The 20,316-nt window shown below is 63.3% G+C and carries 18 protein-coding genes; 5 read left to right on the forward strand and 13 right to left on the reverse strand.

The genetic code is table 11. From position 1 onward, the window contains the following. Both Q0R16_RS10735 and Q0R16_RS10740 read left to right on the forward strand, forming a co-directional pair. A partial coding sequence (locus Q0R16_RS10735; RefSeq protein WP_295635889.1) for a transketolase C-terminal domain-containing protein occupies positions 1-384 on the forward strand: 384 nt, incomplete at its 5' end. Continuing rightward, positions 377-1,402, forward strand: coding sequence for an ACP S-malonyltransferase (locus Q0R16_RS10740; RefSeq protein ID WP_295635890.1), 1,026 nt, complete (start codon positions 377-379; stop codon positions 1,400-1,402). The genes Q0R16_RS10735 and Q0R16_RS10740, both read left to right, overlap by 8 nt. Here the strand turns inward: Q0R16_RS10740 and Q0R16_RS10745 are convergent. The 4 genes from Q0R16_RS10745 to Q0R16_RS10760 are packed head-to-tail and all read right to left on the reverse strand — an operon-like array spanning position 1,380 to position 6,768. Continuing rightward, positions 1,380-2,441, reverse strand: a complete 1,062-nt coding sequence (locus Q0R16_RS10745) for a PLP-dependent cysteine synthase family protein (protein ID WP_295635891.1) — start codon at positions 2,439-2,441, stop codon at positions 1,380-1,382. The genes Q0R16_RS10740 and Q0R16_RS10745 overlap by 23 nt on opposite strands. A gap of 33 nt (positions 2,442-2,474) precedes the next feature. After that, positions 2,475-4,046 (reverse strand): DHA2 family efflux MFS transporter permease subunit, encoded by a 1,572-nt coding sequence (locus tag Q0R16_RS10750; protein WP_295635892.1) that lies wholly within the window; start codon positions 4,044-4,046, stop codon positions 2,475-2,477. Next, positions 4,046-5,266 (reverse strand): HlyD family efflux transporter periplasmic adaptor subunit, encoded by a 1,221-nt coding sequence (locus Q0R16_RS10755; RefSeq protein ID WP_295635893.1) that lies wholly within the window; start codon positions 5,264-5,266, stop codon positions 4,046-4,048. Before Q0R16_RS10755 ends, Q0R16_RS10750 begins: the two co-directional genes overlap by 1 nt. Next, entirely contained in the window at positions 5,263-6,768 is a 1,506-nt protein-coding gene (locus Q0R16_RS10760) for an efflux transporter outer membrane subunit (RefSeq protein ID WP_295635894.1), read from the reverse strand. Before Q0R16_RS10760 ends, Q0R16_RS10755 begins: the two co-directional genes overlap by 4 nt. 83 nt (positions 6,769-6,851) lie before the next feature. Here Q0R16_RS10760 and Q0R16_RS10765 point away from each other — a divergent pair, with 83 nt between their 5' ends. Then, positions 6,852-7,484: a TetR/AcrR family transcriptional regulator gene (locus Q0R16_RS10765; RefSeq protein WP_295635895.1), complete on the forward strand. Its 633-nt coding sequence runs from the start codon at positions 6,852-6,854 to the stop codon at positions 7,482-7,484. A gap of 52 nt (positions 7,485-7,536) precedes the next feature. On the opposite strand, the gene Q0R16_RS10770 is transcribed toward Q0R16_RS10765, so the two are convergent. Both Q0R16_RS10770 and Q0R16_RS10775 read right to left on the reverse strand, forming a co-directional pair. Beyond that, positions 7,537-9,531 carry a Tad domain-containing protein gene (locus tag Q0R16_RS10770; protein ID WP_295635896.1) on the reverse strand — a complete coding sequence of 665 codons (1,995 nt, stop codon included), beginning with the start codon at positions 9,529-9,531 and terminating at the stop codon, positions 7,537-7,539. A gap of 140 nt (positions 9,532-9,671) precedes the next feature. Next, positions 9,672-10,547 (reverse strand): CoA ester lyase, encoded by an 876-nt coding sequence (locus Q0R16_RS10775; protein ID WP_295635897.1) that lies wholly within the window; start codon positions 10,545-10,547, stop codon positions 9,672-9,674. 155 nt (positions 10,548-10,702) lie between these two features. Here Q0R16_RS10775 and Q0R16_RS10780 point away from each other — a divergent pair, with 155 nt between their 5' ends. Further along, a complete protein-coding gene (locus Q0R16_RS10780) occupies positions 10,703-11,458 on the forward strand; it encodes an HD domain-containing protein (RefSeq protein ID WP_295635898.1) in 756 nt (251 codons plus the stop codon). Between the two features lie 67 nt (positions 11,459-11,525). Here the strand turns inward: Q0R16_RS10780 and Q0R16_RS10785 are convergent, their stop codons facing one another. The 5 genes from Q0R16_RS10785 to gluQRS form a co-directional block, all read right to left on the reverse strand. Then, complete coding sequence (locus tag Q0R16_RS10785; RefSeq protein ID WP_295635899.1) at positions 11,526-11,975, reverse strand: hypothetical protein; 450 nt, start codon at positions 11,973-11,975, stop codon at positions 11,526-11,528. Between the two features lie 111 nt (positions 11,976-12,086). After that, the gene (locus Q0R16_RS10790; protein WP_295635900.1) at positions 12,087-12,956 is read right to left on the reverse strand and encodes a 3-hydroxyacyl-CoA dehydrogenase NAD-binding domain-containing protein; all 870 of its coding nucleotides are present in this window, start codon (positions 12,954-12,956) and stop codon (positions 12,087-12,089) included. A gap of 106 nt (positions 12,957-13,062) precedes the next feature. Further along, positions 13,063-13,647 (reverse strand): cob(I)yrinic acid a,c-diamide adenosyltransferase, encoded by a 585-nt coding sequence (locus Q0R16_RS10795; protein WP_295635901.1) that lies wholly within the window; start codon positions 13,645-13,647, stop codon positions 13,063-13,065. A gap of 19 nt (positions 13,648-13,666) precedes the next feature. Continuing rightward, positions 13,667-13,909, reverse strand: coding sequence for an HIG1 domain-containing protein (locus Q0R16_RS10800; protein ID WP_295635902.1), 243 nt, complete (start codon positions 13,907-13,909; stop codon positions 13,667-13,669). Position 13,910: 1 nt separating this feature from the next. Continuing rightward, the gene (gene gluQRS / locus Q0R16_RS10805) at positions 13,911-14,777 is read right to left on the reverse strand and encodes a tRNA glutamyl-Q(34) synthetase GluQRS (protein ID WP_295635903.1); all 867 of its coding nucleotides are present in this window, start codon (positions 14,775-14,777) and stop codon (positions 13,911-13,913) included. Positions 14,778-15,141: 364 nt separating this feature from the next. Between gluQRS and guaA the strand changes: the two genes are divergently transcribed. After that, a complete protein-coding gene (guaA, locus tag Q0R16_RS10810; RefSeq protein WP_295635904.1) occupies positions 15,142-16,731 on the forward strand; it encodes a glutamine-hydrolyzing GMP synthase in 1,590 nt (529 codons plus the stop codon). Between the two features lie 1,371 nt (positions 16,732-18,102). Here guaA and wecC read toward each other — a convergent pair. After that, positions 18,103-19,398: a UDP-N-acetyl-D-mannosamine dehydrogenase gene (gene wecC, locus Q0R16_RS10815; protein ID WP_295635905.1), complete on the reverse strand. Its 1,296-nt coding sequence runs from the start codon at positions 19,396-19,398 to the stop codon at positions 18,103-18,105. Positions 19,399-19,475: 77 nt separating this feature from the next. Continuing rightward, the gene (locus tag Q0R16_RS10820) at positions 19,476-20,231 is read right to left on the reverse strand and encodes a metallophosphoesterase family protein (RefSeq protein WP_295635906.1); all 756 of its coding nucleotides are present in this window, start codon (positions 20,229-20,231) and stop codon (positions 19,476-19,478) included. Positions 20,232-20,316: the final 85 nt, after the last annotated feature.

A 20,316-nucleotide genomic window follows, 5' to 3' on the forward strand; every position in this document is an offset into this window, starting at 1 on the left:
ATCGGCGCGCACGGTGCGGGCACCGATCTGGCAATCGTGTCCTACGGCAACGGCTATTACCTTTCGCGGCAGGCCGAAAGGCTGCTGTCCGAACATGGCGTTGCCGCGCGGGTGATCGACTTGCGCTGGCTCGCCCCGCTGGCCGAGGACGCGCTGCTGGCGGCGACCGCACCATGCCGCAACGTGCTGATCGTCGACGAATGCCGCGTGACCGGGTCGCAAAGCGAGGCGCTGATGGCGCTGTTTGCCGAGCGCGCGCCGGGCCAGCGCGTGGCGCGGATCGCGGCGACCGACAGCTTCATCGCGCTCGCCCGCGCCGCGACGCTGACTTTGCCGAGCCGCGATTCGATTGTGGCGGCGGCGCTGAAATTGTGTCGTGGCTAAGGAGAGCGCGCTCGTCGTTTGCCCCGGGCGCGGCACTTACAACGCGCCCGAACTTGGCTATCTGGCAAGGCACCATGCGGGTCACCACGACCTTGCACAGTTCGATGCGATCCGCGTTAAAGCAGGCAAGGAGCCGCTGACCGCGCTCGACGGCATGGCCAAGTTCCAGCCCTCGCTCCACACGCGCGGCGATGTCGCGGCACCGCTGATCCATGCCGCCGCGTGGTGCGATTTCACCGCGATCGATCGCGAGCGGTTCGAGGTGGTGGCGGTAACGGGCAATTCGATGGGCTGGTACATCGCGTTGGCTTGCGCGGGCGCGGTGACGCCCGACGCCGGTTTTCGCATTGCCGATGCGATGGGGGTGAACTCGCAGAAGCACGCGCGGGGCGGGCAGATGGTACTGGTACTCGCTGGGGACGACTGGCGCATCGATCCCGCACTGGCGGCGCAAGTCGAGGCGGCTGTGAAGGCAGCGGGTGCGCTTCCCTCGATCCAGCTAGGCGGGATGCTGGTGGTGGCGGGCGAGGCGCAAGCCCTAGCCGCGCTGGAAGCCGCGCTGCCGCCGTTGCCGCGCCCGCCGCTGCACCTTGCCGGCAACGGGCCGTTCCACACTCCGCTGATGGGGCCGAGCACCAGAGCCGCACGGTCCGAGCTTCCGCAAGCGTGGTTCGGCAACCCGGCATTGCCGCTGATCGACGGACGTGGGGCGATCGTGCGGCCTTTTACCTCCACCTCTGCCGCGCTGTGGGATTACACCTTCGGCGCGCAGATCCTCGAAACATACGATTTCACTGCCGCGCTCACCGTCGCGATCCGTGAATTCGCGCCCGAGCGGATCGTGCTGCTCGGCCCCGGCGAAACGCTGGGCGGGGCGATCGGGCAAGTGCTGGTGGGGCTGCGATGGGAGGGGATCGACAGCAAGGCCGCCTTCATGGCGCGGCAGGCGGGAGATCCGATCCTGCTGGCGATGGGGCGTGCAGATCAGCGCGCGCTTACCGTGCCAGCAACCCGTTGAATCGCTCGGCTTCAGCCTCCCACGCAATCCCCCGCGCGGCCAGCCACGCATCGTCGTAGTAGCTTGCGGCATAGCGCTCGCCCGCATCGCACAGGATCGTGGCGACCGAGCCTTCCTCGCCCGCAGCAGCCATTTCCGCGATCAATGTCATCGCAGCCACCACGTTTGTGCCCGTCGATCCACCCACGCGGCGCCCCAGCCGGGCCGAGATCGCGCGCATTGCACCCACGCTGGCGGCGTCTTCCACTGCGATCATCCGGTCGATCACCGAGGGGATGAACGAGGGTTCCACGCGCGGGCGCCCGATGCCTTCGATGTAGCTTTTGCAGCCGTCTGCCAGCGTCGTGACCGCGCGGTCGGCAAAGTGGCGGTGGAATACCGAGCCTTCGGGATCGGCCACGCACAATTGCGTGTGGTGGCGCGCGTAGCGGACATAGCGTCCGATCGTGGCCGAGGTGCCGCCGGTGCCCGCGCCGCACACCACCCAGCGCGGGATCGGGTGTTCTTCGCGGCCCATCTGGCGGAACAGGCTTTCGGCGATGTTGTTGTTTCCGCGCCAGTCGGTTGCGCGTTCGGCATAAGTGAACTGGTCGAGGTAATACCCGCCGGTCTCCTCCGCCAGCCGCTCGGCCTCCGCATACACGGCGCCGGCGTTATCCACCCCGCGCACTTCGCCGCCGTAGAAGCGGATCGCATCGAGCTTGGTGGGTGATACGCTGCGCGGCACCACGGCGATGAAGCGCAAACCGATCAGCCGCGCAAAATAAGCCTCGGACACCGCGGTCGAGCCGCTGGTCGCCTCGATCAGCGTCGATTCGGGTCCCAGGTTCTGGTTGCACAGCGCGTAGAGGATCAGCGATCGCGCCAGCCGGTGCTTGAGGCTGCCCGTGGGATGGCTCGATTCATCCTTGAGATACAGCGTGATGCCGGGAAACTTCGGCAGATCGACGCGAACCAGGTGGGTATCGGCCGAGCGCGCGAAATCGGCTTCGATCTTGCGGATCGCCTCGTGAGTCCAGGCGCGGTGGGTTTCGTTCATCGCGCCAATTGAAAGACCCCGGCGTGTGCCCTGTCAATGGCCGGAAGGGATCTCTTGCGGCATCGCCTTGGGACGCGGGCTCAGCCACACCGTCGCAGCGGCCACGAAGAACATGAGCGCGGCCAGACCGAATATCTGCGTGATCGCCAGCGCGGTCGCCTGCTGGGTGACCATGTTTTCGAGCATCGAGGTGGCGCCCAGCGGATCGAACCCGCGCGCGCGCAGCCCCGCCAGCACGGATTCAGGCGCGTTAAGCGTGTCCGACAACCGCACGTGGTTGGTCACGATCAGGTTGCTGAACGCGGTGCCCGAAATCGCCGCCATGAACGCACCCGACAGCGTGCGCGCGAAATTCATCAGCCCCGAAGCCGAAGCGGTTTCGGATTGCAGCACCGCACTCAGGCTGATCACGGTGATCGGGATGAAGAACAGCGGCATACCGATGCCCTGAATCAATTGCGGAATCGCGATCGACCAGAAGCCCATGTCGGTGTTCCATTGCGTGCGCAGCAGGCAGGTCATGCCCATCCACGCCACCCCGAACGACACCAGCACGCGGGCATCGATGCGCTTCATCAGTTGCGGCACGAACGGCGCCATCATCACCGCGAAAATGCCCTGGAAGGCCATGGCATAGCCGGCGTAAGTCGCAGTGTAGCCCATCGACGATTGCAGCCATTGCGGGATCACCACGATCGAGGCGAAGAACGCGCCATAGGACGCCGACATCGCGATCATCGCCGCCACGAACCCGCGATGCCGGAATATCTTGAGATCGACGATCGGGTGTTTTTCGGTCAATTCCCAGATCAGGAACGCGCCGAAGCCGATTGCTGAGGTAATCGCGCACGCCCAGATAAAGGGCGAGGCAAACCAGTCCTTTTCGCGCCCCAGGTCGAGCATCAGTTGCAGCGCGCCAACCCACACCACCAGCAACGACAGGCCTACGAGGTCTATCGGGTCCTTGCGCGTGGGCGTTTCCACCCGGCGCAACAGCACGATCGCGCTGGTGAGGCACGCGGCGACGACGGGCACGTTGATGAAGAAAATCCACTGCCACGACCAGCCATCGCTGATCCAGCCGCCCAGGATCGGGCCGGCGATCGGCGCCGTCACGGTGGTCATCGCCCACATCGCGGTAGCCTGGCCGCGCAGTCGATCGGGGAACACGCGCAGCAGCAATGTTTGCGTCAACGGCATCAGCGGTCCGCCGGCAAAGCCCTGGCCCAGCCGGCAGAACACCAGCATGCCGATGCTTTGCGACAGCCCGCACAGCATCGAGAACAGCCCGAAACCCGCCAGCGCAAAGATGAAGCTGCGCACCGCGCCGAACCGCGCCACCAGCCAGCCCGTCAGCGGCACGCAGATCGCCTCGGCCACCGAATAGGACGTGACCACATAAGTCCCGTCCTGCGGCGTCACCGCCAACGCACCGGCGATGTGCGGGATCGAGACGTTGGCGATCGTCAGGTCGAGCACCACCACGAAGTTGGCCAGCGCCAGCGTCATGCCCGCGACGATCATCGCGCCGCGGCCGAAAGGGGGCACCGCAGCCGACGCGCCGGGTTGCGGCATGGAAGCGGTCGGAGCCGCAGCCGTGGCCATTACTTATCGTCCGTCAGGTCGATCTCGGCCGCCATCGACAGGCCTACGCGCAGCGGGTGCACGCGCAATTCGGCCGGATCGAGCGCCACGCGCAAAGGCAGCCGCTGGACCACCTTGATCCAGTTGCCGGTCGCGTTCTGCGCGGGGATCGGCGAGAATGCCGCGCCCGTGCCGCCGGCAAAACCCGCAACCTTGCCGTTGAACACCACCTTGCTGCCGTAATAGTCCGAAGTAAGGGTGACCTTCTGGCCCATCCGCACGCGGCCGAGCTGGTTTTCCTTGAAGTTCGCATCGACGTAGAGCTTGTCGATCGGCACGATCATCATCGTGACGGTGCCCGCAGTCACGCGCTGGCCGGTCTGGACCGCCAGCTTCGCTACCACGCCATCGACCGGCGCGCGCACAGTGGTGCGATCGAGATCGAGCTTCGCCTGTTCGAGCCGCGCGGCGGCGGCGCGGACTTCGGGGGCCGTCTCGATGTTGGTGCCGCGCACCAGTGCGAATGCAGCCTGCGCGCTGGATCTGGCGCTGACGACATCGGCGTTGGCTTGGGCGAGCGCGCCTTGCGCGGCAGCGGCACGCGCAACTGCGGCCGAATATGCGTTGCGCGCAGTGGTCAGTTCTTCACCCGAAACCGCACCACTGCCCACCAGCGCTTCCCGACGCGACAAGTCGGCGCGAGCGCGGGTAACATCGGCTTGCGCCACCGCAATTTGCGCGCGCGCCGAAGTGAGTGACGCGCTGCGCGCATCGGCGGTGGCGGATAGCGCCGAGCCTTGCGACAATGTCTGCTCATAACGGCGGCGAGCGGCGGAATAGTCGGCCTCGACGGTGGCGAGCGTGTTGCGCTGATCGAATCCGGCGAGCCGGAACAGCACATCGCCCTTCTTCACAACCTGGGTGTCGCTCACGACGAGTTCGGTCACCTGTCCGCTGGTCAGCGGGGTGACTTGCGCGGTTTCGGCGGCAACATAGGCATCGTCGGTGGAGACGCTGCGCGAACCGATGAAGGTCTGGTAAAGCCATACGCCCGCCGCGATCGTCACGATCACCGCCGCGAACACGATGAACAGCATCTTGCGCTTGCCGGCGGCAATGGCGGGCTTTTCCTCGGGCTCCTGCTGCGACTCCGCGCGCGGCACAGCCTGCGTATCGACGTGGTCGTCGGGAGAATGCTCGGCCGAACCCGTTTCATGCAGTGGCTGGTGATTGTCGGTCATCGCGCGGAAAGTCCTGTAGTGTTATCGGGCAAGGCCCGGCTCAAGCTGATGGTATCGGAAAAACCGCCACCCAGTGCCCGCGCCAGCGATACGTCGAGCGCGAACAGGCGGAAGCGGGCATCGCTATCGGCACGACGCGCGGCAAGCGCACGATCGCTGGCGGAGAGGACTTCGAGATAGTTGGAAAGCCCGGCGCGATACCGCTGGTTGGCCAGCGCGCTGGCGACATCAGCATCGGCAAGCGAGCGTGCGGCCGACGAGATCTGCACCAGCGCCTGCTCGCGCGCAGACACCGCATCGGCCACTTCGCGCAGCGCCGCGATCACGGTGGAATCATACCGCGCGACTGCTTCGTCGTACCCGCCGCGCGCCTGGGTGAGATTGCCCGCGCGGCGTCCGCCGTCGAAGATCGGCAAGCTGATCGCGGCGCGGGCGTTGCCATATTGCGACGCGCCCGCGAACAAGTTGGTGATGCCCAACGAGGTGAAGCCGATCAAACCCGACAGGCTGATGTCGGGGAGGAACGCAGCGCGCGCCGCATCGGTACGCCGGCCGCTGGCCTCGACCCGCAACCGCGCCGCAACAATGTCCGGGCGCCGTCCGGCCAACGCGATACCGGCGTCGGCAGGCAGCGTGATGGTGCCGGCGGGCGCGATCGTCGGTGGCTGGATGGCCAGCCCGCGATCGGGCCCGGCGCCGAGCAATGCCGCCAATGCATGGCGCGTCGCGGCGATCTGCTCTTGCGTGCGCGACAAGTCGAAACGCGCGCTGGCCACCGCAGTATCGGCCTGGCGCACAGGCAATTCGCTGTCGAGCCCGGCGGCGCGGCGTTGCCGGACGAGCCTGGCGTTGGCATCGCGCGCAGTGAGGGCTTCCTGCAAGGTCTGCGCATCGCGGGTCTGCCGCGCGAGTTCACCGTATGTCGAGACCACTTGCGCCGACAGCATCAGCGCGGCCTGGCGTGCGTCGATCTCGGCCGCCTTGGCATCGGACGTGGCGGCTGCAAGTTGCGCTTTGTTTTTGCCCCAAAGATCGAGATCGAAGCTACCGTTGAGATCGGCTTCGGCGGTATCACGAAAGCCGCTGGGCACGAATTGCGGCGGAATACCAAAGTTGCGGCTCTGTTCGTTGACTCCGGCCGAACCGCCGGCGCCGAGTTGCGGCAGCGCCGCTGCGCCCGCCTGCCGCGCCAATCCACGCGCCTGGCGGATCCGCGCGGTTGCTGCCGCGACGTCGGGCGAATGCGCCAGCGCTTCGTCGACCAGCGCATCGAGTTGTGGATCGGCGTAGGATTGCCACCAACGATCGACCGGCCATGCAGCCGCCGTTGCGCCAGAAGCCAGCGAACGCGCGCTTTCAAGCTGTGCGGACGACAGCGGTTGCGGCCGCGTTCCGAGATCGGGTGCGCAGGCCGAAAGCACCAACACCGCCGGTACTGCCATAAGCAAACCGCGCTTGGCACGGAACAAGGCCCCCGAGGACAGCCGGCTGGCGCTTTGCATTGACGAAACTCCGTACCAATTAGTACACTTTTGTTGCAAGAGGGATTGCGCAATGTCAATCAAAAAGTGTACGATCCGGTACGATGAATGCTCCTACGCCCCAAAGGACAGGTTCCGAAGAGAACGGTTGCACGCCCGGCAAGCGCGAGCGCAACCGCGTTGAACGCCGCGCCGCAATCGTGGCCGTGGCGCAACGGTTGTTTCTGGAACAGGGCTATGCAGCCACGACGATGTCAGCCGTGGCCGAGGCGTTGGGTGGGTCCAAGGCAACGCTGTGGGCGCATTTTTCTTCGAAGGAAGCGCTGTTCGCGGGTGTAGCGGACAGCATGGTCGGCGGGTTTGCCGAAAGCATGGACGAACTGCTTGGCGGCCAACGCTTCTCGATCCGCGGACTGAGGGAATTCTGCCTGCGCTTCTTCGAAAAGCTACTTTCGGCCGAATCGACGACACTGTTCCGGATGATCATCGCCGAGAGCGGCCGTTTCCCCGAATTGGGCGAATTGTTCTTCGCACGCGGACCAGAGCAGACCGCCGCCCGGCTGGAACGCTATTTCGCCGGCGCTTTCGGCCCGGATGAAGCGCGCCGGCTTGCCAAGGTGACGCTCAGTGCGCTGGTCGGCTTTCGCGTCCAGGCCATGATGCAGCCAAGCCAGGCCCACCCCCACGCGCTCGAGGCATTTGCCGACGATCTGATCGAAAGCCTGCGAGTGGGTTAGCCGAACAAGCTCCTCCGAAACGAAGGTCCGGATCAGGCGCTCAAAACGCGCTTCACTTCGAAATGCGCAAGTTGCCAAGTTGCGACGCAATCGACGAAAACGCCGCGGTCAATTGCGAGGCATTTTGCGCCGAATAAGCGTGCCCCACGCCCGCACAACTGGTCAGCACCGGGTTGAGCGTGGTGCCGAAGCCGATCACCCACACCGTGATGTTGCGTTTCTTGACCTCGTTGCAGGCCAGGGTGAAGCGGTTTTCGACAACCTGGTTCAAAGTCAGCGGCGATGCGCTGGACCAACGGCGCTGGTCGAGCGGTTCGACACCGTAAGTGCCGTACGACAAGTCCAGCGTCGAGGTCATGCCGTCGGTCAGGAAGATCAGGTTGCGGTTGGTCGGCCCGTCCGGAAGGTCGGAATTCTCCGCGGCGAACAGACCGGTCGGCGAAAGCAGCCTTCCGCCCCAGATCATGCCGATGTCGTGGTACGTGCTGCCGTTGGGGTTCAGCGTGTTGAGATAGCTTTGCAACGAGGCCTGATCGATCGTGTCAAGCTTGCGCGCGGGTGCCGGGCAAGCCGAAAAGCCACCCCAGGTGGGATTGACGAAATCGGCGTCGACCTGGGTGGGCGAAGTCGAGAACGCACCGCTGCCATCCCAGTTCATGGCGCGATCGAAGTCGATCTGTTCGAAGATCGGCCGCCATTGCGTGCGTGGATCGCCCGGCGTCGGAACCCGGTCGATATCGAGATCGAGCGCCTGGTTGAGATCGACATTGCTATAGTCTGAAATCTCGGTGGTATCGCGTTCTTCGATGCAGCCGGCGAAGTTGACGGGGTAGGTGGCGGGAGCACGCAAGTCACTGTCCCAGAAGACCGGTGCGTTGATGGAGCCGCCCGCAATCGGCGAGGACCCCATGCTACCCTTGATGCCGCTTACCAGGTACGACACAGGCTTGTAGTTCCAGGCATAGTTCTTGAAAGTATGCTGGCCTGTTACCTTGTATTCGGATTCATACAGGTAATTGCTGTATGTAAATCCGGTAACAGTGAAGCTACCTTCTGAAACGGGTGCGCAGTTGTAGGCGTTGCCGGTGGCAACGGTACGATAGATATCGTCCTCGGTTACGGTGCCAGCGTTGCTTTGGTTGGCGTATGTTTGATTGTAAATTACTGTATCTGAAGGACATGTGGGCGAATCATAGCTGGTAATTGGCGTCATCGATCCGCTGATCTTGGTGTACGTCCAGTTGCCGACATAAGCGGTGTACGTCGTGCCCAGATCGACCGGCACGCGCGACTGATAAGTCCAGTTGTCGACCATCCAGTCCGACTTGAGCAGGAAGCCGACATTGACGTTGGTCGAATAGGGCAGAAATCCGTAACGGATGCGGGTGCCCGCGGTCTTGGCCGCTTCGAGCTGGTTGTAGAACGACATCACTACGGAACGCAGCTCGTCGATCTTGGGCGCCGGATCGCCTGGGTTGGTATCGGCCATCGACCCGGTGGTATCGAGCACCATCATCACATCGGTGTTGTTGAAATTGAGCTTGGCCGCGCATGTCGTTGTCAGCGGAATGCCGGTGATGCCGAAGATCTGCATCATCGTGGTCGGCAGGCGGATCGAGGCGGTGGCCAGGATCGCCAAGTCGTTCTGGATCACCACCGTAAAGCTGCGGTTGATCGAACCATATTGGCCGTCGGGGAAGTTGTTATCGAACAGAACCTTGCCGCGCGCCACGACTGGCGCGGATTGGGTTGCCGGGTTGAAGTTGGCATAGCTTTCCATTTGCCGGCGCGCGGCCAGTGCACCGGCGTCGCATGCCGACTGCAACCGCGATTGCGCCAGGTACCCGCGCCCCAGATCGATGCTGCTGCCGACCAGCGCGATCAGCGGGATGATCGCGGCTGCAACCAGCGCGATGACGTTACCAGAGCGATCGCGCGACAAGCTTCCGAAAGCCGCGCGGATGGATTGAGGCAGCAGGCGCAGATTGCGCGGCGAACTGTCCTTCGACGCGAGCCTGTGCCGCGTTTCTGGTGGCAATCCATTCACGTCGCGCTGCAATCCTTTGCCGATACAAAAGGCCTGCTAGCGCGACAAGGTTAACGACCTACCCAACAAACTAAGTAGTCCGGGCCTTCAACCTCGCGAAATGCCTTGCGCGAAGCGGCAAGCGGGCGAAACAAATGCGGTTAACCGGCGGGTGCTGCTGCGGCGATCGCCAGCGTCCGCCGCGCGGCTTTCAGGTGCGGAATGTCGAACATCCGGCCATCGATGCCGATCGTGCCCAGCCCCGGATCGGCCTCGAACGCGGCGACCACACGGCGCGCAAGTGCCACATCCTCGGCGCTCGGCGAAAAGCCGGTGTTGATCGGCCCGACTTGCGCAGGATGGATCGCCAGCCGGCCAGACCAGCCTTCACTGCGCGCCTCGCGGCTGCTGGCGAGCAAGCCGGCGTCGTCGCGGAAATCGGCGTGGAGCGTGTCGATCGCGGGCACGCCTGCGGCATGCGCCGCCAGTAGTGTCTGCGCACGCACCATCTGGTAAGTGAACGCGAAACCGCCGCCCGGCGCCTGGTTGGTCGAAGCGCCGAGCGCGGCCGAAAGATCTTCGGCACCCCAACTCAATCCCGCCAGCCGGGGCAGCGGCGTGGTTGCGTATTCTCCCAGCGCGAACGGCGCGCGCGGGGTTTCGGTCACCAGCGGAACAATCGCGGTCGAACCGAGCGGCAGCCCGGCCAGCGCCTCGAACGCATCGAGATAGTGCGACAGTTGCGCCACATCGGCCGCGCCATTGGCCTTGGGCTGCATGATGCCATCAGGCGCCGCGCCCAACACCGCCACCAGATCGCCAAGCGCAAGGTCGGTGTCGAGCGGGTTGATCCGCACCCACAATTGCACGATCCTTCCCGCCTTCGGCCGCGCGGCAATGAACGCCGCGACCAGTTCGCGCGCGCGCGCCTTGTTGGGCAGCGCAACCGAATCCTCGAGATCGAGGATTACCGCGTCCGCGCCACATTGGTCGACTTTGCCGAGCTTTTTCTCGCTGTCGCCCGGGATGAACAACATCGAACGCAATGGGCCCCGTTCGAATGATCGTGCGATGCTCACTGCTGTTCCCCTGGTGGTTCGGCCGCAGCCCTAGCCCGCGCAGGCGTGGTCGATCAACCTTTGCCGCAGGGCCGTGCTTGCGCGGCGCATCGCTGCAACCTAAGCCTGCGGCGATGAACCAGCAAACATCCGAAAATCCGCAGCATGCCCGCGCCACGCCTCAAAAAGGCCGCGAGCGGCTGATCCTGACGCCCCCGGTCGGCTGGCTCGGCACCGACAACGAACCCGATGAAATGGCGCTCATCAAGCGGCTCAATCCCAAGACGGTCATGATGATGGGCGACAATCCGGCGCTGCCGCCGATGCCCGACAAGCCCACCTTGCGCGATTTCGTCGAACTGCGCTTCGGCCCCGTCACCCGCCGACACCTTACGGTCAGCGCCAAGCGCGCGCTCGACGAAGGGCAGAGCGAAACCGTGGTCATGGCCTGCCTGCTGCACGATATTTCCAACGGCGCACTGATCCGCTGCGATCACGGGTACTGGAGCGCTCAACTGGTATCGCCCTATGTCAGCGAAGAAGTGGCCTGGGCGGTGCAGCATCACCAGGCACTGCGCTACTTTCCCGATCCGGACGCGGGCTATGCCTATCCAGCCAGCTACGACATGTTTTTCGGGCCGGATTTCGTGCCGCCCGAATACTTGCGCCGCGATGCCGAAGCCGCAAAGGCCCACCAATGGTACAAGACCGCGCGCGCGGTCACGCTGTTCGATACCTATTTCTTCGACGATTTCGCCGAGGTGGATTGGGCGGATCTTGCCGGAGTGGTCGAACGCAACTTTCGCCAGCCGGCCGAGGGTCTCGGCTTCGATGGATCACCCAGCGCGCACATGTGGCGCACGATGATCTGGCCCAACAATTTCCTTTGACGCAGGCTGGAACTGATACAGGCGGGATTGCACGACGGCATCGCGCGCTCTCGCCTGATCGGCCCGCTTACTTCTTCATATCGATGGCTTTCCAGTCACCGTTGTCGATGAAGGTGCGATACTTCTCGTAACCCTTGACCATCGCTTCGCCCTTTTCCTTGCTGAATGCGGCGTAGATTTCCTTGTCGATCATCTGGTCGCGCGCCTGATCGGGGTCATCGAGTCCATCGGAGGGAACGTGGGTCATGATCAGCACGGTCGGCGCGCCCTTCATGTAGCCCTTGCGCACCAGGAACTTGTAGTCATCGATCAGCCCGCGCTTCTTGAGCACTTCGAATGCGGTGACTTGCGAGGACTTTAGCCCGGTCAGGTAATCGTCGACGTGGTTGGGATCGACTTCGATCGCATTGATCGTCCAGTGACCCTTTTGCGGCGTGTAGTCGACGTAGGCCTCGGCCATGGCGGCCGTGGATACCGAGCCAAGAACGAGTGCGCACGCGGCGCCAATCAGTTTCATTCGCATGATCATCCCCCTTCGTTGCCGGCTGATCCGGCAAGCAAAAGAAGATCACGATTTGCGAAGACTCCAAAATGGAAATATTCTGGAATTTACCTTACGAATTGAAATCTAACGCGTCGGCACCGGCGCATCGCCAGAATAGTCGTAAAACCCGCGCCCGGTCTTGCGACCGAGCCAACCGGCTTCAACGTACTTCACCAATAGCGGCGCCGGGCGGTACTTGCTGTCACCAGTCGTCTCATACAGCACCCGGACAATACCGAGGCAGGTGTCCAGCCCTACGAAATCAGCAAGTTCCAACGGCCCCATCGGGTGATTGAGGCCCAGCCTGCAGCCCTTGTCGATATCGAGAATGTTGCCGGTGCCCTGCCCGAGCACGAACACCGCCTCGTTGATCATCGGCAGGAGGATGCGATTGACGACGAAGCCGGGTTCGTCCTCGCACTGCACGACCTGCTTGCGGAGGTGTTCGGCGAACACGCGCATCCGCGCGACGGTGTCCTTGCTGGTGGCAAGACCGGGGATCACTTCGATCAGCCCCATCACCGGCACCGGGTTGAAGAAGTGCAGCCCGATGAAGCGCGACGGATCGGGGGTGCTGGCGGCCATGCGCGTGATCGGGATCGAGCTGGTGTTCGACGCCATGATCGCATTCGGCGCCAGGAACGGGGTGACGCCCGCGAAGATCTTGCGCTTGACCTCCTCTTTTTCGGTGGCGGCTTCGATGATCAGGTCGGCTTCGATCATCGGCGCGTAATCGGCAACCGGGCGGATCCTGGCCAGCACGATGTCGACTTCGGCAGGATCGAGCTTGCCACGCCCGACCAGCCGTTCAAGCGCCTTGCCGACGGTGGCCTTGCCGCGCTCGGCCGAAGTCAGGTCGATATCGGACAGCAGCACGGTGATGCCCGCCTGCGCCACAACTTGCGTGATGCCCGCGCCCATTTGCCCCGCACCGATCACTGCCACTGTCTTCATCGCGCTTGTGCCCTGCATGACTGCGGCATCTTTGTGCCACCGCCGTCGCGCTAGACCAGGGCAATCGATTTGGGAAGCCTTCGCAGTTGCAGCATCGGCAACGTGGTCAGCGGTTGGCGCCCGGTGTCCACAGCACATCGCCTGATCCTGGGCCACCCGCGCCGGCATTGAGCGCGCGGGTCAGCACGAACAGGTAGTCCGAAAGCCGGTTGAGATATTGCAATGCAGCGGGATTGACCGGCTCGCCTTCGGCCAGCGCTACGGCGCTGCGTTCGGCGCGACGGACAATCGCGCGCGCGCAATGGGTGCGCGCGGCCGGTTCGCTGCCGCCGGGCAGGATAAAGCTGGTCAGCGGCGGGAGGTTGGCATTGAGCGCATCGATAGCGGTTTCGAGCCAGTCGACTTGCGCGGACACGATCCGCAAAACCATTTCCGACGGCGCGAAGTCCTCTCCGGGCGTAGCAAGATCGGCGCCCAGATCGAACATGTCGTTCTGGATGCGGCGCAGCGAGGCGGCAGTTTCGGGGTGCGCGCCCATTGCGGCGGCCGCAAATCCGATTGTCGAGTTGGCTTCATCGACATCGCCGATCGCGACAAAGCGCGCATCGAACTTGGCGCGACGAGAGCCGTCGACCAGCCCCGATGTGCCGTTGTCCCCCGTGCGGGTGTAAATCTTGTTGAGCTTTACCATGAGATTGTCGGCGTCCGTTTTAGTGGCTTCGTCCGCCGCCCGATGCTGCGAGCAGGATCATCACCACCACGATCGCCAGCGCCTGGTACTTGATGCGGTTGAACATCATCTTGTTGCGGACGAGTTGTGACGGACTGGCACCTTCGCCCTTGTATTCGAAATCCTGCTTGGTCGAGTTCAGAAACGCGATGATGCCGCGGATCAGCGAATAGACGGCAAGGCCCATGAAGATGAGCAGCAGCGGAACAAGGATATAAAACATGTCATTCCTCTATGCCTCGCCCCAGCGAAAGGCCAGCGGGAATCCGAGTACCCGTTAGGACATGCGCCCTAAGCGCATCCGCCAGCGCGCGGCCGTCCTGGCCGGCGCGGCGCAGATCGGCCAGCGCGGGCGATCCGCGGCGCTTGGCCAGCTTGCGCCCGTCGGGTTCGACCAGCAGTTGGTGGTGGTGCCAAACCGGAACCGGCAGGTTAAGCAGCGCCTGCAAAAGCCGGTGGACGGCCGTCGCCGCGAACAGGTCCAGCCCGCGCGTAACCACGCTCACCCCATCGGCCGCATCATCGAGTGTGGCGGCCAGGTGGTAACTGGCCGGCGCATCCTTGCGCCACAGCACCAGATCGCCGAATCGTTCGGGCGTGGCCAGTTGCGCGCCGGCGATCTCGTCATGCCACGCCAGCGGCCCGGTGAACCCGACGGCCTTGGCCATATCGAGCCGCCATGCCGCGTCGGGGCCAGCTTCGACGGGCGTTACGCGGCAGGTGCCTGGATAAACCGGGCCGTCGGGGCCAGACTTCGTCGCACTTCGAGCCACTTCGGCGCGGGTGCAGCGGCACGGGTAAAGCAAACCCAGCGCGCACAGACGGTCTGCCGCGATTTGGTAGCTGGCGATGCGCTGCGATTGCGGCGCCACCTCGCGCCATTCAAGGCCCAGCCACGCCAGGTCATCGCGAAACTCTTGCGCCAGTTCGGGCCGACTGCGCGCGCCGTCGATATCCTCGATCCGCAGCAGGAATTCGCCACCGCCGGCCCCAAAGCGATCAAGCACGCGATCATGCGCGACGATTGCCGCATAAGCGTGGCCGAGGTGTAGTAGCCCGTTCGGGCTGGGGGCAAAGCGCGTGCGTAACACGCAACTGTACTAGCGCAACGTCCGCAAAAACCAAACGGCCGCCGGTCCGGATTGCTCCGGGCGTGGCAGCCGTTCGTGCTTTTCAGTACAGCGTGGCGGTGAACATCAGTCCGCTGAGGCCAGCGGCGATGATGATCGGCAACACGCGAATGGTGAGATTGCGCATGGGTGTCCTCCTGTTGATGGGGCACCTTCGCAGGCAGGAACTCTCTGGTTCAGCCCCGGTATTCCGGGTGCTTCGTGATGGCGGCGAAATAGGCGCGAGCTTTGCTTGCTGCAAGTGCGAACAACCCGATCACACTTGCATGAAATGCAACTGCTGCGCCCGCTGGACAGCCCGCTCCCGCAACCTTATCGGCAGGCCATGACAGACCACACCATTTCCGCCGCTGCCGGCGAATCGATCCTCATCGTCGATTTCGGCAGCCAGGTGACCCAGCTCATCGCCCGCCGCGTGCGCGAGGCCGGGGTCTATTCCGAAATCGCTCCCTTCACCCAGGCCGAAGCCGCCTTCCACCGTATGAAGCCCAAGGGCATCATCCTGTCGGGCTCCCCCGCCGGCGTGCCCGAGGAAGGCAGCCCCCGCGCCCCGCAAGTGCTGTTCGACAGCGGGTTGCCGATCCTGGGCATCTGCTACGGCCAGCAAGTCATGAGCCACCAGCTCGGCGGCACCGTCGAACCGGGCGGATCGGACGGCGAACGCTCGGGCGAATTCGGCCGCGCATTCCTGACCGTGACCGAACCCTGCGTGCTGTTCGACGGGCTGTGGAAGTCCGGAGAACGCCACCAGGTGTGGATGAGCCACGGCGACAAGGTCACCGAATTCGCCCCCGGCTTCCGCATCGTCGCGGTCTCGGACGGCGCGCCCTTCGCGGTGATCGCCGACGACGAACGGCGTTATTATGGCACCCAGTTCCACCCCGAAGTGGTCCACACCCCCGATGGCGGCAAGCTGATCGCCAACTTCGTCCGCCACGTCTGCGGTTGCGCGGGCGACTGGACGATGGCCGAATACCGCAAGACCAAGATCGCCGAAATCCGTGCGCAAGTCGGATCGTCGCGCGTCATCTGCGGCCTTTCGGGCGGCGTGGACTCGGCGGTTGCCGCAGTCCTCATCCACGAGGCGATCGGCGAGCAGCTCACGTGCGTTTATGTCGACCACGGCCTGATGCGGCTGGGCGAAAGCGAGCAGGTCGTCAGCCTGTTCCGCAACGCCTACAACATCCCGCTCGTCCACGTCGACGTCGCACCGTTGTTTCTCAATGGCTTGGCCGGCGTCACCGACCCCGAGGCCAAGCGCAAGTTCATCGGCAAGACCTTCATCGACGTGTTCGAAGCCGAAGCCCGCAAGATCGGCGGCGCCGAATTCCTGGCGCAGGGCACGCTCTACCCCGACGTGATCGAGAGCGTATCTTTCACCGGCGGGCCTTCGGTCACGATCAAGAGCCACCACAACGTCGGCGGGTTGCCCGAACGCATGAACATGAAGCTGGTCGAACCCTTGCGCGAACTGTTCAAGGACGAAGTGCGCGCGCTCGGCCGTGAACTGGGCCTGCCCGAGATCTTCGTCGGCCGCCACCCCTTCCCCGGCCCGGGCTTGGCCATCCGCATCCCCGGCGAAGTCACCCGCGAACGCTGCGACGTGCTGCGCAAGGCCGACGCGATCTACCTCGAGGAAATCCGCAACGCCGGGCTTTACGACGCGATCTGGCAAGCCTTCGCCGTCCTTTTGCCCGTCCGCACCGTCGGCGTGATGGGCGACTTCCGCACTTACGACAACGTCTGCGCGCTTCGCGCCGTAACCAGCACCGACGGCATGACCGCCGACATCTACCCCTTCGACGCCGGCTTTCTCAGCCGCGTAGCGACCCGCATCGTCAACGAAGTCGCAGGGATCAACCGGGTGGTTTACGATTATACCTCGAAACCACCGGGGACGATTGAATGGGAGTGAAGTTGCGTTTCGCGGAATTATTCAAATATTAGAAAGGGTTGAAGCGACGGCCAGCGCCCTCGCGCTCCCGGTGTTTGGTGTTTTGTGCATGCGCTGCGCGAAGTTGCGATCGCCGCAAGTAACTGGCATTCAATACTTTTTCTAACGAACTTCTCTAACCTCACACGTATAACGCATGGCAAGTGAAGTTCGCACTGGAACTTTCGCCTGCAAATTGCGTGACGAATCAGCGTGTTACCGACGATTTGAAAGAACGCCGCCGGATTTGCAGATTTGGCGGGTGTAGGACAGCCAAAATCTCCTCCGCCCCCCGTTCGTGTCGAGCGAAGTCGAGACACGCCAAGCGCGGCGCCTGCGTGTCTCGACTTCGCTCGACACAAACGGGTGGTTGCAAAGGTATCGGGCGCCCAACTTCGTACGCATCGGCCGTGTTTATTTGAAAGCACATTGGCATTCCCGGTTGACGCTCGACGCGGTTTTTTGCGCACGTCCGGCGTGGCCTGAGCCGTGATTTGCTGGCGAACGGTGAAGGTCGGGAAGTGCGAAGAAATTCCCCGATTTCTGAGGGTTTGCCAATGGCACCGCTCTGCCGTCCACCCCATCGAACGCGCGCTTCGAACCCCGCTTTCCGTGATCACCGAGCGTGATCTTCCATTCCGGAGCAAGAGCTGCCGCCGTGCGGGTCGGGACGATCGGATGAAGGGGTTGGCGGCTGGGCGTCATCGCCAAGGGTAAGCCACATTTTGGCGATGTAGGAAAGCTGCCCGCGCCCCCTCACCTCGGGGACATGCTATTCCATGTCCCCGCCCAGCGGTTCAGCTTGGGATAACGACCTGAGGCAGGGGATAGGATGCATTTAGGGCTTATGGAACGTGCCACCGTAATCAGTGAGCGTAATCAGTAATCAGGGTTCTCGTGGAATTCGTTACCAGAATTCTGAACCCTACCAGTCTTCAGTGATAAACTTCAAACCGAGCTCGGTTATTCGGTGAAGGCCATGCCCGCAATTTTCAACATGTCTTTTTGCATACAGCGAACTGTCCCGCGAAGGGGAAAGGGCGTTATTTACCCGATTTTCCCACAGTGGTTCGTTTTTTCGCGCTCCGACGCTGCGATCTTTAGGCGTGAGGGGTAGGATTCGCGCCAATCGGACCTTCAGATCTGAGTTGCTCCATATCTTTCGGTCCTTCATTAGTTCAAGAATTGCGAACTGGATCATAAGTTCGCCGGTTTCGCTAGGCTTGCCATTTGGCATGATGGATTTCTCCTCGCTTCGCAAAGTTTGCTCGAACAGTCCATCGAACCAAGCCCCAAACTAACCGCCCCGGACCTTGGGGGCGGGTTTGCATGGCAGGAGGCAATGCCTCCAACTCACCCCACCAACCGCAACCCCACCTGCTCAACCTGCCCAGGCTGATCGGGCCAGATCCCCCGCGTGTCGTACACCGCATGCCGCGATCGCTCCGCCAGCGGGACCGACTTGAACACATCGTGATCCACCAGCACGATCAGCACGCCGCAATCTTCCAGCGCGGCGTCGAGGTCGATCGGGCTGGCGCCGGTGCCTTCGAATTCGCGCGGCAATTGCGCGGCGTAGGGTTCCACAATGCGGATGCGGCTGCCGTATTTGCGCGCCAATGTCGCCGCCACCAGCCGTGCGGGGCTTTCGCGGAAATCGTCGATGTTGGCCTTGAACGCCAGGCCCAGGCACGCGACCGGGACGCCGGGGTTGGCCTCGATCAGCGCGGTGGCGCGGGCGATGACGTGGTGGATTTTCTTGTCGTTGACCTCGCGCGCGGTGCGGATCAGCGGGGTCTGTTCGGGCGCGGCCGAGACGATGAACCACGGGTCGACCGCGATGCAGTGCCCGCCCACGCCCGGCCCCGGGGTCAGGATATTGACGCGCGGGTGACGGTTGGCGAGCTTGATCACCTCCCACACATCGAGCCCCATCGTGTCCGCCACGATCGACAATTCGTTGGCGAAGGCGATGTTGACGTCGCGGAACGCGTTTTCGCTGAGTTTGACCATTTCGGCGACTCTTGCTGTCGTCGTGACACACGCGCCGCGCACAAACGTGCGGTAGAACGCCAGCGCTTTGCGCGCACAGCGCGGCGTTATGCCGCCGATGCAGCGGTCGTTATCGATCAATTCGACCAGAATGCGGCCCGGCAAAACGCGTTCGGGACAATAAGCGACGGCAATTTCGGCGGCGCCGTTCCCCGCGTGCGGAAATTTCAGGTCCGGGCGCAGAACCTCGAGCGCATCGCGAACCTGTTCGGTCGTGCCGACCGGCGACGTCGATTCGAGGATAACGACATCGCCAATCTTCAACACCGGCGCGATGCTGCGCGCAGCAGCGAGCACGTGGCTGATATCGGGGGCGTGATCGTCGTCGCACGGTGTAGGTACGGCGATCAGGAAAACGTCGGACCGTTCTATCTGGGTCGACGCGCGCAGAAGACCACGCTGCACGACGCCTTGAACCAGCGCATCGAGATCGACCTCCTCGATATGCACGCCTCCCGAATTGACGGTATCGACGACAGTCTGGTGGATATCGATGCCGAGTACCGCCGCACCCGACCGCGCGACAACGGCTGCCGTCGGCAGACCGATATAGCCGAGACCGAGGACGGCAACTTTTGTCTGATGCTTCGGGGCCATTGAACCTGCGCTTCTGTAAAAACGTGTTCGTCAGGCCTTAGCGCAACTCCGTTGTGCTTGGGTAAACGCAGCCTCAATCAGGTTTCGAGGAACCAGTGGGTCGATCCCTCGATCCCGACCGCGGTTAGCCGGCCGCTGGCGTAGGCGCCGGTATCGATGCCAATGCGGTTCGGGCGTTCCTCGACTTTGGCTGCAATCGAATGGCCGTGAACGACCATCGCGCCGTGATTGCGCGAATCGCCGAGAAATCGCTCGCGGATCCAGCGCATCTCGGTCGGATCCTGTTCGGCAATCGGGATCCCGGGACGAATACCGGCATGCACGAAGACATAATCGCCGCTTTGGTAAATATCCTCAAACCGGCGCAGGAAGGCAATGTGTTCGGGAGGAACGTGGACGCCGAGCAATTCGGCCAGCGTTGCGAAATCGGCTTTGTCATAGTCGTCTGGGTCGACCCCGTAGCTGACAAGGGTTTCTCGTCCGCCGATCCTGTGGAACAGCCGAACTGAAGCGATGTCGCCCTCCCACGCTTTGATGAACACCTCCTCGTGATTGCCCATCAAAAAGCGACAAGGGCGCTGTTCCGTCAGCGCCATTGCGCGTTCGATGACTGTACGCGACGCAGCTCCCCGATCGACAAGGTCGCCAAGGAAAACCAGCGTCGTTTCGGCCGAGCCGCGCGCACCATCGTCGGCGTCGATCTTGCTCATCAACACGTCAAGGCAATCGGCGCGCCCGTGAATGTCACCGATGGCGTAAATGCGCTCTCCCGGCGGCAGGGCATTGGCGCGGGGTGTAGCCCGTGGCTTACGTGCGAGAATGCGACCGAGCATGGGGCGCCCCTAGCGGTTCTGCATGAACTTTACATGGACGAAATAGACGGCCCCTTCAGGCGTCGGCCTGATCGAGCAATTCGCG

Source organism: Novosphingobium sp. (assembly GCF_025351285.1).
Classification (GTDB): domain Bacteria; phylum Pseudomonadota; class Alphaproteobacteria; order Sphingomonadales; family Sphingomonadaceae; genus Novosphingobium.

What these genes read in the sequence shown, in the direction of transcription:
- wecC (WP_295635905.1), bottom strand. Translation starts at nt 19,398, where the DNA reads ATGGCCCCGAAGCATCAGACAAAAGTTGCCGTCCTCGGTCTCGGCTAT.
- Q0R16_RS10750 (WP_295635892.1), bottom strand. Translation starts at nt 4,046, where the DNA reads ATGGCCACGGCTGCGGCTCCGACCGCTTCCATGCCGCAACCCGGCGCG.
- Q0R16_RS10765 (WP_295635895.1), top strand. Translation starts at nt 6,852, where the DNA reads ATGAATGCTCCTACGCCCCAAAGGACAGGTTCCGAAGAGAACGGTTGC.
- Q0R16_RS10820 (WP_295635906.1), bottom strand. Translation starts at nt 20,231, where the DNA reads ATGCTCGGTCGCATTCTCGCACGTAAGCCACGGGCTACACCCCGCGCC.
- Q0R16_RS10745 (WP_295635891.1), bottom strand. Translation starts at nt 2,441, where the DNA reads ATGAACGAAACCCACCGCGCCTGGACTCACGAGGCGATCCGCAAGATC.
- guaA (WP_295635904.1), top strand. Translation starts at nt 15,142, where the DNA reads ATGACAGACCACACCATTTCCGCCGCTGCCGGCGAATCGATCCTCATC.
- Q0R16_RS10755 (WP_295635893.1), bottom strand. Translation starts at nt 5,266, where the DNA reads ATGACCGACAATCACCAGCCACTGCATGAAACGGGTTCGGCCGAGCAT.
- Q0R16_RS10790 (WP_295635900.1), bottom strand. Translation starts at nt 12,956, where the DNA reads ATGAAGACAGTGGCAGTGATCGGTGCGGGGCAAATGGGCGCGGGCATC.
- Q0R16_RS10780 (WP_295635898.1), top strand. Translation starts at nt 10,703, where the DNA reads ATGAACCAGCAAACATCCGAAAATCCGCAGCATGCCCGCGCCACGCCT.
- Q0R16_RS10785 (WP_295635899.1), bottom strand. Translation starts at nt 11,975, where the DNA reads ATGAAACTGATTGGCGCCGCGTGCGCACTCGTTCTTGGCTCGGTATCC.
- Q0R16_RS10795 (WP_295635901.1), bottom strand. Translation starts at nt 13,647, where the DNA reads ATGGTAAAGCTCAACAAGATTTACACCCGCACGGGGGACAACGGCACA.
- Q0R16_RS10775 (WP_295635897.1), bottom strand. Translation starts at nt 10,547, where the DNA reads ATGTTGTTCATCCCGGGCGACAGCGAGAAAAAGCTCGGCAAAGTCGAC.
- Q0R16_RS10760 (WP_295635894.1), bottom strand. Translation starts at nt 6,768, where the DNA reads ATGCAAAGCGCCAGCCGGCTGTCCTCGGGGGCCTTGTTCCGTGCCAAG.
- Q0R16_RS10800 (WP_295635902.1), bottom strand. Translation starts at nt 13,909, where the DNA reads ATGTTTTATATCCTTGTTCCGCTGCTGCTCATCTTCATGGGCCTTGCC.